Source organism: Pseudomonas sp. NS1(2017), from assembly GCF_002269425.1.
Lineage (GTDB): Bacteria > Pseudomonadota > Gammaproteobacteria > Pseudomonadales > Pseudomonadaceae > Aquipseudomonas > Aquipseudomonas reactans.
On sequence record NZ_CP022960.1, the window covers coordinates 5,069,084 to 5,083,675 of the forward strand.

12 protein-coding genes and 1 pseudogene are annotated in these 14,592 nt (G+C 63.0%); 8 read left to right on the forward strand and 5 right to left on the reverse strand.

Features of this window, described 5'->3' with window-relative positions:
- Positions 1-46 precede the first annotated feature (46 nt).
- Positions 47-2,629 (forward strand): EAL domain-containing protein, encoded by a 2,583-nt coding sequence (locus CI807_RS23625; RefSeq protein WP_095016458.1) that lies wholly within the window; start codon positions 47-49, stop codon positions 2,627-2,629.
- On the opposite strand, the gene CI807_RS23630 is transcribed toward CI807_RS23625, so the two are convergent.
- Complete coding sequence (locus CI807_RS23630) at positions 2,622-3,443, reverse strand: helix-turn-helix domain-containing protein (RefSeq protein WP_078048688.1); 822 nt, start codon at positions 3,441-3,443, stop codon at positions 2,622-2,624. The genes CI807_RS23625 and CI807_RS23630 overlap by 8 nt on opposite strands.
- Positions 3,444-3,541: 98 nt before the next feature.
- Between CI807_RS23630 and CI807_RS23635 the strand changes: the two genes are divergently transcribed.
- Positions 3,542-4,753, forward strand: coding sequence for an MFS transporter (locus CI807_RS23635; protein WP_016979981.1), 1,212 nt, complete (start codon positions 3,542-3,544; stop codon positions 4,751-4,753).
- A gap of 109 nt (positions 4,754-4,862) precedes the next feature.
- Positions 4,863-6,029 (forward strand): GGDEF domain-containing protein, encoded by a 1,167-nt coding sequence (locus CI807_RS23640; protein ID WP_095016459.1) that lies wholly within the window; start codon positions 4,863-4,865, stop codon positions 6,027-6,029.
- Here the strand turns inward: CI807_RS23640 and iolG are convergent.
- Positions 6,026-7,030 carry an inositol 2-dehydrogenase gene (gene iolG / locus CI807_RS23645; RefSeq protein WP_095016460.1) on the reverse strand — a complete coding sequence of 335 codons (1,005 nt, stop codon included), beginning with the start codon at positions 7,028-7,030 and terminating at the stop codon, positions 6,026-6,028. The genes CI807_RS23640 and iolG overlap by 4 nt on opposite strands.
- A 34-nt stretch (positions 7,031-7,064) precedes the next feature.
- Entirely contained in the window at positions 7,065-8,090 is a 1,026-nt protein-coding gene (locus CI807_RS23650) for a LacI family DNA-binding transcriptional regulator (protein WP_095016461.1), read from the reverse strand.
- Positions 8,091-8,215: 125 nt separating this feature from the next.
- Between CI807_RS23650 and CI807_RS23655 the strand changes: the two genes are divergently transcribed.
- The 3 genes from CI807_RS23655 to CI807_RS23665 are packed head-to-tail and all read left to right on the forward strand — an operon-like array spanning position 8,216 to position 11,150.
- A complete protein-coding gene (locus CI807_RS23655; protein WP_095016462.1) occupies positions 8,216-9,052 on the forward strand; it encodes an SDR family oxidoreductase in 837 nt (278 codons plus the stop codon).
- Complete coding sequence (locus CI807_RS23660) at positions 9,052-10,185, forward strand: phytanoyl-CoA dioxygenase family protein (RefSeq protein WP_095016463.1); 1,134 nt, start codon at positions 9,052-9,054, stop codon at positions 10,183-10,185. The genes CI807_RS23655 and CI807_RS23660 overlap by 1 nt, the downstream gene beginning before the upstream one ends.
- Before the next feature lie 41 nt (positions 10,186-10,226).
- A complete protein-coding gene (locus CI807_RS23665; RefSeq protein WP_095016464.1) occupies positions 10,227-11,150 on the forward strand; it encodes a sugar ABC transporter substrate-binding protein in 924 nt (307 codons plus the stop codon).
- 113 nt (positions 11,151-11,263) lie between these two features.
- Here CI807_RS23665 and CI807_RS23670 read toward each other — a convergent pair.
- Both CI807_RS23670 and CI807_RS23675 read right to left on the reverse strand, forming a co-directional pair.
- Positions 11,264-11,665: pseudogene (locus tag CI807_RS23670) on the reverse strand (MAPEG family protein); the annotation flags it as partial.
- Entirely contained in the window at positions 11,658-11,963 is a 306-nt protein-coding gene (locus CI807_RS23675) for a DUF2834 domain-containing protein (protein WP_095016465.1), read from the reverse strand. The gene CI807_RS23675 and the pseudogene CI807_RS23670, both read right to left, overlap by 8 nt.
- Before the next feature lie 84 nt (positions 11,964-12,047).
- On the opposite strand from CI807_RS23675, the gene CI807_RS23680 reads away from it, so the two are divergent.
- On the forward strand, positions 12,048-12,836 hold the full coding sequence (locus CI807_RS23680) for a helix-turn-helix domain-containing protein (RefSeq protein ID WP_095016466.1): 789 nt from the start codon (positions 12,048-12,050) through the stop codon (positions 12,834-12,836).
- A 54-nt stretch (positions 12,837-12,890) separates the two neighbouring features.
- The gene (locus CI807_RS23685; RefSeq protein WP_177409600.1) at positions 12,891-14,591 is read left to right on the forward strand and encodes an amidase; all 1,701 of its coding nucleotides are present in this window, start codon (positions 12,891-12,893) and stop codon (positions 14,589-14,591) included.
- Position 14,592: the final 1 nt, after the last annotated feature.

The window sequence follows — 14,592 nt, forward strand, 5'->3', positions numbered from 1 at the left end:
ATAACACGAGATACCCCTGACTTGCAGTGACGCCCTGCGGGAAACAATGCCGAATACTCTCGCTCCCATCGTCCGCTCGCTCTCCGATCGCACCAGCCTCTCCCTGGCGCGCACCTCGCTTCTGCGCTTCATGGCCTTGCTGGCCGTGGTGTTTGCCGCCGCGGCCTATTCTCTGGTCTACCTCGCCCATGAACTGGACCGCTCCGAGCAGGTTGAAAGTGCGTTCTATACCCGTAAAGCCGTGCAGTCGCTGGAAAAATCCTTGCGCGTAACGGTCAAGGACTACGCCTTCTGGAGCGACGCCTACAAACATTTGCATATGACGGTCGACACCGATTGGGCCTTTGCCCGTGGCAATATCGGCGCCACCTTGTTCGATGACTTTGGCTTTCAAGGCCTGTTTGTGGTCGACGACGCCAACCGCACGGTCTATGCCGTGGTGGACGGCCAGTTGCAGAGCGTCGAACTCACCCAGTGGCTCGGCGGGCCCATCACCGAGATTCTCGAGCAGGCTCGCGCGGGCGCCGAGGATGAAACGCCCACCACGGCCTTTATCAACGTACGTGCCAGCCCTGCACTGGTGGCCGCCGCCGCCATCACCCCCGGTACCGACCCCACGGTGTTGCCCGACGGCCGACCGGCATCGGTGCTGATCTTCGTCGACATCCTCGACAGCGCCAAACTGGCGGTGATCGGCGATGAGTTCGGCGTGGACAAACTGCACATTGCCACCCCCGATGAAATCGGCAAGACCTTGCTCTTCCCCCTCGGCGACAATGGCGCAGCGGGCAGCCTGCACTGGGAACCGGCCCGCCCAGGCTTGCGTTTGATGGGGGTCGGCCTGCCCCTGCTGGGTCTGGCGGCATTGCTGGTGTGCTTGATGACCTGGGTCATTTCGCGCCGCACCACCGCCGCCGCGTTGGCCCTGGATGCCAGCCATACGTCGCTGCAGAACAGCCAGAGGGCCCTAGCCACCAGCGAAGCCCGCTTTCGCGATGTGGTCGAGGCCAGTTCCGATTGGGTCTGGGAAATCGACGCCGACTGGCGCTTCACCTACCTGTCGGAACGCTTTGAAGGCGTCACCGGGCTGGTACGCAACGCCTGGATCGGCGCCGCGATAAACGACTTGCTGGAGACCGAAAGCGGCCAGCTGTCCCAGTGGCTGAGCACACCCGGACGTCGCCCGGACATCAGCGTGCAGTGTCGTTACGTCGATGCGCTGGGGTTGGAGCGCAGCACGCGGCTGTCCGCGCGGCAGATGCCCTGTGGCGGGTTTCGCGGCACCGCCACCGATGTGACGGAAGAGGTCGAAGCCCGTCGACGCATCGAGTTCTTGTCCCAACACGACGCCCTGACCGGGCTGCCCAATCGCACACGCCTGCAAGCGTTCCTGGAAGGCAAGTTCAAGGCCATGCCTACCTCAGAGCAGCCGCTGGTGATGCTCAGCCTGGACCTCGATCGCTTCAAGCCGGTCAATGACCTGCTCGGGCACGCTGCCGGTGATCGGGTGCTCAACGAAGTGTCGTCCCGATTGGCCGACTGCGTACGCCATGGCGACCTGGTCGCGCGTATCGGCGGTGATGAATTTGTTCTGATCCTGACCGATGCCGGCACGCAGGATGAAGTCGAAGCCCTGTGCAAGCGACTGATCGAATCCATCGAGCGCACCATCAGAATCGACGAACAAGAGGTGTTTGTCAGCGCCAGCATCGGTATCGCCATCGCCCCCAACGATGCCCACGAGGCCGCGGAGCTGCTGCGCTACGCTGACATTGCCCTGTACGAGGCCAAGGCTGCGGGCCGCAATACCTGGCGCTTCTACTCCGGCGACATGAACGCACGGATCATCGAACGTCGACGCCTGGAGAGCGACCTGCGCTATGGGATCAAGCACGGCGAGCTGCGCTTGCATTTCCAGCCGCGCTATCGCATCGCCGACGGGCAGATGGTTGGCGCCGAAGCCCTGGTGCGCTGGCAGCATCCGGTGCGTGGGTTGATCGCGCCAGACACCTTTATCCCGATTGCCGAGGAGTCCGGGCTGATTCTGGCCTTGAGCGACTGGGTACTCGAAACCGCCTGCACGCGTGCCGCCCAATGGCCGGAGCATCTGTTTGTATCGGTGAACCTGTCACCCTCCGAGTTCAAACGCGGCAACCTGGTGGAGCGCACACGCCAGGCGTTGACGAGCTCCGGTATCGACCCGGCCCGGGTGGAACTGGAAATCACCGAAAGCGTCATGCTCGATGATACCAGCGGGGCACTTGAGGTCATGCACACGCTCAAGCACTTGGGCCTGCGCATCGCCATGGATGACTTCGGCACCGGCTATTCCTCGTTGAGCTACCTGCGGGCGTTCCCCTTCGATGGCTTGAAGATCGACCGCAGCTTCCTGACCCGCCTGGAAGAAAGCGCTGACGACAAGGCGATCATCCAGGCGATTGTCGGCCTGGGCCGGGCATTGGCCCTGACGGTGACCGCCGAAGGCATCGAAACCGCCGAGCACCTTGCATTGCTCAAGAGCGTGGCGTGTGAAGAGGGCCAGGGCTATTTCCTCAGCCCACCGCTGGACGTCGATGGCTTCAACGACCTGCTGGGCCTGCACACCCCTGCCACGCACGGCGCTATCTGAAAAAATGACTCGGCGTCTTGCCAAACTGTTTCTTGAACATGCTGGTAAAGGCGCTCGGGCTTTCATAACCCAGCTCCAGGGCGATATCGATCACCTTCTCCCCCACCGCAATCCTCTCCAAGGCCAGCAGCAGCCGTGCCTGCTGGCGCCACTGGCCGAAGGTCATGCCGGTTTCCTTGCGAAACAGGCGCTGGATGGTTTTCTGGTCCAGGTTCAAGCGCTCGCTCCAGTGCGCCACCGTGGAGGCGTCGCCGGGTTCTTCCTGCAACGCGAGGCAGATGCGCTGCAAGCGCGGGTCGGCAGGCTGCGGTAAAGAAAGTGGCAAGGCCGGCAGGATGGCCAGTTCGTCGAGGATCAGGTGCATGATCCGCGCATCCCGCGAGTCCTCGGCGTAGGGCGGTTTCAGGCTCACCGAGGCCTTGATCAACTCACTCAACAACGGCGAAATGCTCACCGTCTTCGGCTCGCCCGGCATGTTCGGGAAGCGATCCGGGCGCACAAACACGCTGCGCATTTTCAGGGTGCCCACGCACCGCAGGGAATGCACCTGCCCGGCGGGCATCCAGATCCCGCGATTGGGCGGCACCGTCCATTGGTTGAGCGCCGAGTACACCACCATCACGCCTTCGATGGCGTAGAGCAGTTGGTGCTTTTCGTGGCTGTGGTCGGGGATCACCCAATTTTCCGGGTAATCCGTGGCGGAACTGATGACCGCCCAGGCGCCTTCGTTGATTTCCTGGAGGAATTCGTTCAGTGGTTTGATCATTTCGCCCTTTTTGCGATGGTTGTCGCCCGAATTACGCGAGACAGGCATTCCTGACGAATCTAGCATGAACGCCGAATCATTTTGTAATGGATGGCGACCTTAAGAAGTTGCCGCCTCTGATTAGCTGCCTTGTATGGAATGCCTGCATGTCGACCCTCACCGCGTCACCCGCCGCTGCTACCACGACACCCCAAGCCAGCCCTTTGGTCATGCGCGTCCTCGGCGCCTGCGCCCTGGCGCATTTGATCAATGACCTGATCCAGGCTGTGCTGCCGTCGATCTACCCGATGCTCAAGGCCAACTACGGCCTATCGTTCACCCAGGTGGGCCTGATCACCCTGACGTTCCAGCTGACTGCATCCCTGCTGCAACCGTGGATCGGCTATCACACCGACCGTCATCCCAAGCCGTGGCTGTTGCCGGCGGGCATGGTCTGCACCTTGATCGGCATTCTGATGCTGGCGTTTGTCGGCACCTTCCCGGCAATCCTGCTGGCGGCGGGCCTGGTGGGCGTCGGCTCATCGACCTTCCACCCGGAAACCTCCCGCGTCGCTCGCTTGGCTTCGGGCGGTCGCTACGGCCTGGCGCAATCGACCTTCCAGGTCGGCGGCAACACCGGTAGCGCTTTCGGCCCCTTGCTGGCGGCCGCAATCATCATTCCTTACGGCCAGAGTCATATCGCCTGGTTTGGGCTGTTTGCCGTGTTCGCCATCCTGGTGCTCTACGGTCTGAGCCGCTGGTATCGCCACCACCTCAACCTGTTCAAGCTCAAGCAAGGCGGCAAAGCCACCCACGGTTTGTCCAAAGGCCGCGTGACTTTTGCCCTGGTGGTGCTGGCCGTGCTGGTGTTCTCCAAATACTGGTACATGACCAGCCTGACCAGCTACTTCACGTTCTACCTGATCGAGAAGTTCCAGTTGTCGGTCGCAAGCTCGCAGATGTACCTGTTCCTGTTCCTCGGCGCCGTGGCCGTCGGCACCTTCGCGGGTGGTCCGATCGGCGACAAGATCGGGCGCAAGAAAGTCATCTGGTTCTCCATCCTGGGTGCCGCGCCGTTCACCCTGGCCCTGCCCTACGTCGACCTGTTCTGGACAGCAGTGTTGAGCGTGGTGATCGGGTTCATCATCGCGTCGGCCTTCTCGGCCATCGTGGTGTACGCCCAGGAACTGGTGCCGGGTAACGTGGGCATGATCGCCGGGATCTTCTTCGGCCTGATGTTCGGGTTCAGCGGGATTGGCGCAGCGTTGCTCGGTTTGCTCGCGGATACCCACGGTATCGAGTACGTCTACAAGCTGTGTTCGTTCCTGCCGCTGGTGGGCATCCTGACGATCTTACTGCCCTCGACCAAGGGCGCCTGACCTGCCGATCATCGCCTGGCCGTGTGCCATCACACGGAATGCTCTGAAAAACCTGCGTGTGCGCTTACAATCCCGGTTCTAAACGCACACCAGGCAGACCCGGCAAGACATGACGCTCGACCCTCCTACGATTTTGGCACTCACCGTTGCCCTGGCAGCCGCTGCCGCCCTGTACCTGGCCGTTGAATGGCGCAGCGTGCGCGAACCTTCGCTGCTGTGCTGGAGCGCCGGTTTCGCCACCATCACCGTCGGTTCCACCCTGGCCCTGCTGCGCCTCAATGGTTACCTGACGATTGGCATCTGGTTCGCCAACGGCTTGCTGGTCACCGCACACTTCCTGTTTTTGCTGGGCGTGGCGCGGTTCACCCAAACGCGGCTGTCGCTGCTGTGGCTGCTGATGCTGGTGGTCTGGCTGGGTATGTTGATGCTGCCGGCCGACCCTTCCTGGTCCAAAGCCATGCTGGCGGTGCAGTCGCTGCTGGTGGCGTTGCCAACCCTGCGCGCCAGCTTTTTGCTGCGGCCCCATGGCAAATCCCTGAGCATCGGCGCGGTGCAGTTGCGTTATGTGCTGTTGATCCATGGCGCGTTCTATGTGGCCAAGGCGCTGTCGGTGCTGATCCCCGGCACCTTGATCGACCTCGCCGCCTTCAAGGGTGAGATCATCCAGATTTCCTTGGTGGAAGGCGCCATGGCGATCATGCTGATTGCACTGTCGATGACCGGCTCCGAACGCTACCGCCGCGAACAACAGATCGCCCGCCTCGCCGCCCGCGACCCATTGACCGCCCTGTACAACCGTCGCGCGCTCGACCTGCGCGCACCGCGCCTGCTGGCCCAGGTGTCGCCGGCGCAACCCGGCGCGTTGCTGCTGATCGACATCGACAATTTCAAGTCGGTCAACGACCTTTACGGCCACACCGCCGGCGACCGTTTGCTGATCGCCTTGAGCGAGATGATTCGCAGCGTGGTGCCCCAAGGCGCGTTGGCCGCACGCCTGGGTGGGGATGAATTCGTGATCCTGCTGAACCCGGCGTCCACCGAACAGATCGTCGAACTGGGCAGCAGCCTGCGCGACCAGTTTCATCAACTGGCCTCGCAATCCTTCACCACGCCAGCACCGGTGACCCTGAGTATCGGTGCCAACCTGTTCGACCAGCCGCCACCAAGCCTCACGGCGTTGATCGAGCAAGGTGATACCACGCTGTATGAATCCAAGCGTGGCGGGCGCGACAGCATTCGCCTGGTCGACCGGACCGGCGCCAGTTCCTACGGCTAGAGGTCGTAACTGACCGCCACACTGCGCCCGGTCTTCACCGACTCCAACGCACAGTCCGCCAAATGCAAGGCATACAGCCCATCGCGCATGCTGGTGGGCAGTGCCTTGCCGCTGTTCAGCGCATCGATGAACTGCGTCAGCTCATTGCGATACGCATCCGCATAGCGCTCCAGGAAAAAATGCTGCAACGGCTCCAGCGCTTCGGTGTGTTCGGCGCTCCAATGGCGCAAGGTGCTCGGGCGGTGGTTGTCGGTGAGCAATACGCCATGGGCGCCGGACACTTCCACGCGCTGGTCGTAGCCGTACACCGCCTGGCGGCAGCAGTTGATGTGGCATTGCTTGCCGGAGGCAGTGCGCAGCAGCACCATTACGCTATCGTAATCGTCGATTTCGGCCAGGCTCGGGTCCACCAGACGGCTGGCGATGGCGCTGACTTCCACTGGTTCTTCGCCGAGCAGGTGGCGGGCGGTATCGAAGTCGTGGATGGTCATGTCGCGCAGGATGCCGCCGGAGTGGGCCAGGTAGTCACGTGGCGCCAGGCCGGGGTCGCGGCTGGTGATGATGACCTGGCGCACCGCGCCGATCTGCCCGGCATCGAGGGCTTGGCGCAGGCGCAGCATGTCGGGGTCAAAGCGGCGGTTGAAGCCGAGCATCACCTTGCCGCCTTGGCGCTCCACGACCTGGGCGGCGCTGCGGGCCTTGGCGATATCCAGGTCGATGGGCTTTTCGCAGAGCACCGCCTTGCCTGTGGCCACCGCCGCCAGGAGCAAGTCGATGTGCGTGTCGGTAGGCGTACCGATCACCACCGCGTCGATGTCTTTTCGGGTCAGCACGGCGGCGCAATCGTAGGCGGCCTCGCAACCCAATTGTGTGCTCAGCGCATCGACGCCTTCGCGCCAGGGGTCAGCCACCAGCACCAGCGTGGCATGGGGGTGGGCAGCGACGTTGGCGGCGTGGATCTTGGCGATGCGCCCGGCACCCAGAACGGCGATTCTCAGCATGGTCGAACTCCTGATGTTGTTATTGAGGGAGTACTTAATCCGGCAGGTTGAACGGTGTGACGATCTGCACCTGGGAGGGCGCAATCGGCCCGGCCTTCCATAGCCGGTGGTACTGCAAGATGTGCAGGAACAGGTGCCGCGCATCGATCTGCAGGTTGTGATCGATGATCGCCGCGACTTTCTCTTCGCGCAGCAGTTGGCGGTTTTCTTCGTCGAGGTCGTGGCCAATAAAGACCTCCAGCGGCCGATCCTGGGCGGCAAAAGCATCGACAATCGCGCGGTTGCCGCCGCCGACGCTGTACACCGCCTTCAATTCGGGATGCTGTTGCAGCGCCTCGGTCACCCGCTCAAAGGTGCGGTCGTAAACCCCATAGCCGCCGCTGACATCCAGCACCCGCAAGTGCGCGGCACGCCCGCGCAGCCAGGCACGAAAGCCCATCTCACGTTCTTCCTCGCCACGGAACAGCTCGCTGCCGATCACCACCGCCACATCCTGGGGCTGCGCCGGCAGCCAGCGTGACATCAGATAGGCGGCGGTCTGGCCGGCAGTGCGGTTGTCCATGCCGACGTAGCCGATGCGCTCGCTTTGCGGCAGGTCCGTGACCAACGTCACCACCGGAATACCCGCCGCGATCAGTTGCTTGACCGCCAGGTTTACCGCCGGCTCATCCGCCGCCTTGAGCACCACGCCCTGGCTGCCGGTGTCCAGGCAGCGCAGCAACTGGTCGTGCATGGCCTGGGGCTCGATCTCTTCGAACAGGTGAAAACGCGGGGCGATCCGGAACGGCGCCAGGCTGCCCAGTTGCGCGGTAATCGCCGCCTGCACCGCTGCGCTGAAGCGCTTGGGCGTGTGCATGATCACGTCGACATGGAAGGTGCGCCCCACCGCCAGGCCGTTTTTCTCCTGGGACTCCAACTCATCCAGCGCCTGCTCGATACGCCGCCGGGTCTGGGCGTGCACGCTGCCGCGCTGGTGCAGCACACGGTCGACCGTGGCCTTGCTCACCCCGGCCTGGGTGGCGAGTTGCTTGATGGAGAAGTGTTTGGCGCGTTCGAGCATGGGGTTTCGCCTGAGGTGTTTTTGAGGTCTTTTTTGGGCGTTACTGAGGTTTCGCAATGCTAGTCTCAGTTTTGCCCGGCGTCGAGCCAGGCGATGAACAACAACAAAAAATCCTGGAGAACTGCATGCCTAACACCGATCTCGCCACGTCGTTCAGCGGCCAATATTTTGTCGTCACCGGCAGCACCCAGGGCCTCGGTGCAGCGGTGGCGCGTACCCTCGCCGAGCGCGGCGCCGCCGGCTTGATCATCTGCGGACGCCGTCGCGCCCAAGGCGAAGAGCAGGTACGGCTGCTGGCACAGCTGGATTGCCAGGCGTTTTTTGTCGAGGCCGACCTGGAAAACGTCGAGGACTGCCGGGCGATCATCGACGCGGCGCGCACCCACTTCGGCACCTTGCATGGGCTGGTGAACTGCGCCGGGATGTCGGACCGCGGCACCATTCTGGACACCTCGCCGGAGCTGTTTGATCGACTGATGGCGGTGAATGTGCGGGCACCGTTCTTCCTGATGCAGGAAGCGCTGAAGCTGATGATCAGCAACGGTGTGGAAGGTGCGGTGGTGAATATCCAGAGCGTCACCGGGCATGGCGGGCAATCCTTTCTCAGCGCCTATGCGGCGTCCAAGGGCGCGCTAGCGATCCTCACCAAGAACGTGGCGTTCAGCGCGCTGCGTAACCGCATCCGCGTGAATGGCTTGAATATCGGCTGGATGGACACGCCCCATGAAGATGACATCCAGCGCCAGTACCACGGCGCCCAGGATGGCTGGCTGGAGAAGGCCGAACGCGCACAACCGTTTGGGCGCCTGCTCAAGCCTGACGAAGTGGCGCGTAGCGTGGCATTCCTGCTGTCCCGCGAGTCGGGGATGATGACCGGTTCGGTGATCGACCTGGAACAAGGCGTGGTCGGTTGCACCGACGGCGGCAGCCCGCAACCCAACCAGGCGCTGGGAGGTGTGTGATGTCGGTGTTCGTGACTGAACAGGCCGTGCGCCTGGCGGATTTCAGCGAGCTTTGCGCGCAACAGGTCAATCCCGAGGATTACCCGTTGTGCGCGCAAGTGCTGAACAATGTGCCGATCTATCAGGCCCAGACCCTGCGCAATGCTGACCGTGTGACCGCGATGAACGAACTGCACCGCCTGTTCCGTGACGGGCCTGGGGTGATGGTGGTGCGCAGCGCTTATGAAGACCTGGAAGTGGTGGACCGTCACAGCCAGGTGTTCGAAGCGATTTTCGACAACGAGGCCGCGCAAGGGGTGGCCGCCGACCACTTCGCCAAAGCCGGCAGCAATGGGCGCATCTGGAATTCGTTGCAGAAAGCCGCGCTGGAGTCGCCCGCCTCCTTTGTCGAGTACTACGCCAACCCGCTGCTGGGCTTGATTGCCGAGGCTTGGCTTGGCCCGAGCTATCAGGTGACCGCCCAGGTCAACGTGGTGCATCCCGGCGGCCAGGCGCAGCAACCCCACCGCGATTACCACTTGGGGTTCCAGACCAATGACGTGGTGGAGCGCTTTCCCCTGCCCCTGCACCTGCTGTCCCAGCACCTGACACTGCAAGGCGCGGTGGCGCACTCGGACATGCCGCTGGAAACCGGCCCGACGCAGTTGCTGCCGTTTTCCCAGCAATACACCCTGGGTTATCTGGCGTGGCGGCGCCCAGAGTTCATCGACTACTTCCAGCAACACGCCGTGCAACTGCCGCTGAACAAGGGCGACCTGTTGTTCTTCAACCCGGCGCTGTTCCATGCCGCTGGCACCAACCGCACCCCAGACCGCCAGCGCATGGCCAACCTGCTGCAAATCTCCTCGGCATTCGGCAAGCCCATGGAAGCCCTCGACCGCGATCGCATGATGCTTGCGGTGTACCCAGCCCTGCTCGATAACACCGCGTTGGATGCCCAGGCCGTGGAGGCGGTGATTGCCTGTACCGCCGACGGCTATTCCTTCCCCACCAACCTGGACACCGACCCACCTTTAAAGGGCCTGGCCCCGCAAACCGGGCAGCAGTTGATGCAGCAAGCCCTCGACGAACGCTGGCCGCTCTCGGACTTTGCCGCTGCCGTGGCGCAGATGCGGGCCAAACGCCAAGCGTGAACCCTCTGTTTTAACAACAACAAGAAGAACGGAGCACCACCATGAAGAAGCAACTCCTTGCAGCACTCTTTACCCTGGCAATCAGCCCCTGGGCCCTGGCCGATATCCGTATCGGCGTGAGCATCGCCCAGGTCGACGATGTCTTCCTCGCGCAGATGCGTGACTACATGGCCGCCCACGCCAAGGCACTGCCCGGCGTGACCCTGCAATTCGAAGACGCCCAGGGCGATGTGGTGCGCCAGCTCAACCAGGTGCAGAACTTCACGGCCCAGGGCATGGACGCGATTATCGTCAACCCGGTGGACACGGCGGCCACGCAAAAAATGACCGCCAATGCCCAGCAAGCCCAGACCCCGCTGGTCTACGTCAACCGCCGCCCGGATGCCCAGCAGTTGCCACCGGGTGTGGGCTACGTGGGCTCGGATGAGGTCAAGGCCGGTGAAATCCAGATGCGCTACCTGGCCGAAAAAATGGGCGGCAAGGGCAACCTGGCGATCATGCTCGGGCTGCTGTCCAACAACGCCACGCACAACCGCACGCTGGGGGTGAAGACAGTGCTCAAGGAGTTTCCCGGCATCAAGATCGTCGAGGAGCAGACCGCCGAGTGGCAGCGCAACAAGGCAATCGACTTGATGAACAACTGGATCGTGTCCGGGCGCAAAATCGACGCGGTGGCGGCGAATGCCGATGAAATGGCGATCGGCGCGGCCATGGCAATCAGCCAGGCAGGCATGCAGCCGGGCAAGGACATCCTGGTGGCCGGCAGCGATGGCGGCCCAGCGGGGTTGGACGCGGTCAAGAAAGGCCAGTTGCTGGTGACGGTGTACCAGGACAATAAAGGCCAGGCGGTGGGTTCGATTGACCTGGCGGTGAAGATGGTGAAGAAGGAACCATACACGGCTGAGCTGACGATTCCTTACCAGCAGATCACCCAGGAGAATTACCAGGCCTTCCTCAATCCTTGAACCTCAACACACCTCCCTGTAGGAGCGAGCTTGCTCGCGAAGAACGCAAGATCAACGCGTGCATTCAGGCAACCCGCGTTATCGTTGACGTTTTTCGCGAGCAAGCTCGCTCCTACAGAGCCCATACCAAATAGGCAGACCACACCCACCCCATAAGCGAGCGTGCGCCAGGGTTGCCATCCCATCAAATACGCCACCGTATGCACCACCCGCGCCACGGTGAAGCTGCCGAACAGCCAGGAGGTGGTAACCAGGGAAGTCTCCAACGCCACGCACAACCCACCCAACACAAAAAACAGCGGGATGTTCTCCAGGTCATTCCTCCACGCCTTGGCCGCTCTCACGACCTGAGGCAGTTCCTGCGCATGAGTGGCGCGGTCGAAGCATCGTGCATCCTCCGGGTTGGTAAAGGCCTTGAGCCTCAGGCGAAAAAAGCCCTGATAACAGGAAATCGCAAACATCTTCAGGCACAGCACCAGCACACACAGCGCGTAAACCTGCAAAAGATCACTCATCGCGCCCCCCATTTACCACCAGATAGAGCAACGGCCCCACCGACACAAACACCGCCGTCAGCACAAAATACGGCAGCAGCGAAACCACCGAGCGCCCGCGCCGCCGCGCATCCCGGTACATCCACACACACGCCAGCACCGCCATCAAATACAGGTCGATCACCACCTGCGCGGTGTCCGGCCGCGACATCAATTCGCGGCCAAAGGCCAACAGCGACTGCTCGGCCGTCAGCATCGTCGCCAGGGTGTAGAGCGAGAATCCCAGCAAACCGGCCAGGGCGATAAAGCGACTGTTCATGGGTTCTTCCTTGGAGTGATAGAGGCCCCACGTTAGTGATAAGGTTCGGCCCCTCGCAATGACCTCGGAGGTCATGATTCCGCCATGGACAACCCTGCTACTGCCGGCGAACAGCTGCGCCAATTGCGCCGTCAGGCCAAGCTGAGCCAGCTCGACCTGGCCCTGATCACCGGCATTTCCCAGCGCCACCTCAGTTGCATCGAGACCGGCCGGGCCAAGCCAAGTCCCGCCACGTTACACAACCTGTTGACCACGCTGGAGGCACCGCTGGAACAGTGCAACCGCGTATTCCTCGCCGCCGGCTACGCGCCGCGTTATGCCGCCACCCCGCTCGCCTCGCCCGCCATGGCGGCAATCCGCGAGGCCGTCAGTCATGTGCTGCACGCCAACAATCCAGCCCCTGCCATCCTGCTGGGAAGCCAGTGGGAAGTGCTGGCGGCGAATGCCAGTACCGGCCTGTTGTTTGAATTAGTGGGCATCCGGGCGGATGCGACTGAGGGCGTGAACTTGCTGACCACGCTGTTGCAACCCGGCGGACTGGGCGATCACCTGATCAATGCCGAGGAGATCCGCACCCTGGCCTGGCAGCGTGCGACTCGCGAGGCATTGAGCAATCCCGAACTGGCCGCGCTGCTGGCAAGCCTGCCGACTCCCGCCAACACCGAACTGCCGGCACACATGCCGCCGCTGGTACTGACCCGCGTGCGCTCACGCCAGGGTGAACTGAGCTTTTTGTCCACCTTCACCACGTTTGGCATGCCCCAGGACATCACCCTTACTTCCCTGCGGATCGAACATCTGATTCCTGCGGACGAGGCCACCTGGCAGGTGATGCGCGGCGCCTATGCGGAGTATGCGGCGCTGGTTTTGTGAAATATCTGTCCGTAGACTGCCGCCATACCCCCACTTGAAGGCGGCGAAAAAAACGTGATGCAAGTTACCGAAGTCTCCATTGCCCAATTGCGCGCTGCGCTTGAATCCGGCCAGACCACGGCCGTTGAACTGGTCAAGGCCTACCTGGCGCGGATCGACGCCTACGACGGCCCGCAGACCGCCACCGCCTTGAACGCCGTGGTAGTGCGCAACCCCGACGCCCTGAAAGAAGCCGAGGCGTCCGATGCACGCCGGGCCAAAGGCGAAACCTTGGGGCCATTGGATGGCATTCCTTACACCGCCAAAGACAGCTACTTGGTCAAGGGCCTGACCGCCGCCTCCGGCAGCCCGGCGTTTGCCCACTTGGTTGCCCAGCGCGATGCATTCACCATCGAGCGCCTGCGCGGCGGCGGCGCCATCTGCCTGGGCAAGACCAATATGCCGCCGATGGCCAATGGCGGCATGCAGCGAGGTGTGTATGGCCGCGCGGAAAGCCCGTATAACGCCGGCTACCTGACGGCGCCGTTTGCCTCCGGCTCGTCCAACGGCGCCGGCACCGCGACGGCCGCCAGTTTTGCCGCGTTTGGCGTAGCCGAAGAAACCTGGTCCAGCGGACGCGGCCCGGCGTCCAACAATGGCCTGTGTGCCTACACGCCGTCCCGTGGCGTGATATCGGTGCGCGGCAACTGGCCGCTCACACCGACCATGGACGTGGTAGTGCCTTACGCCCGCACCATGGCCGACCTGTTGGAAGTGCTCGATGTGGTGGTGGCCGAAGACCCGGACACCCGTGGCGACCTGTGGCGTTTGCAGCCGTGGGTGCCGATCCCGAGCGTCGCCTCGGTGCGCCCGGCGTCCTACGCTGAACTGGCCGTGAGTTCCGAATCCCTCGTCGGCAAACGCTTTGGCGTGCCGCGCATGTACATCAACGCCGACCCCGACGCCGGCACCAGTGAAAAGCCAGGCATCGGCGGCCCTACCGGGCAGAAAATCAACACCCGCGCCAGCGTGATCGACCTGTGGAACGACGCACGCCAGGCGCTGGTTGCGGCCGGTGCCGAAGTGATCGACGTGGACTTCCCGCTGGTGTCCAACTGCGAAGGCGACCGCCCTGGCGCACCCACCGTGTTCACCCGGGGCCTGGTCTCCAAGGCGTTCCTCCACGATGAACTGTGGGAACTGTCGGCCTGGGCCTTCGATGATTTCCTGCGCGCCAACAACGACCCGGCGCTCAACCGCCTGGCGGATGTGGACGGGCCAAAGATCTTCCCCCACGACCCCGGCACCCTGCCCAATCGTGAGGACGACCTGGCCGCTGGCATGGACGAATACGTGCGCATGGCCGAACGCGGTATCACGCCGTGGAACGAGATCAGCACGGTCCCCGACGGCCTGCGCGGTCTGGAACAAACCCGCCGCATCGACCTGGAAGACTGGATGGACACGCTCGGGCTCGACGCGGTGTTGTTCCCGACCGTGGCTGACGTAGGCCCGGCGGATGCCGATGTAAACGAAGCCTCTGCCGATATCGCTTGGAGCAACGGCGTGTGGGTCGCCAACGGCAACCTCGCCATCCGCCATCTGGGCGTGCCAACCGTCACCGTGCCAATGGGCGTGATGGCGGATATCGGCATGCCGGTGGGCCTGACCTTTGCCGGTCGCGCCTACGATGACTCGGCGTTGCTGCGCTTTGCTTCGGCGTATGAGGCCACCGGCAGCAAGCGCCTGGTTCCGCCGCGTACGCCGGCGCTTTAAC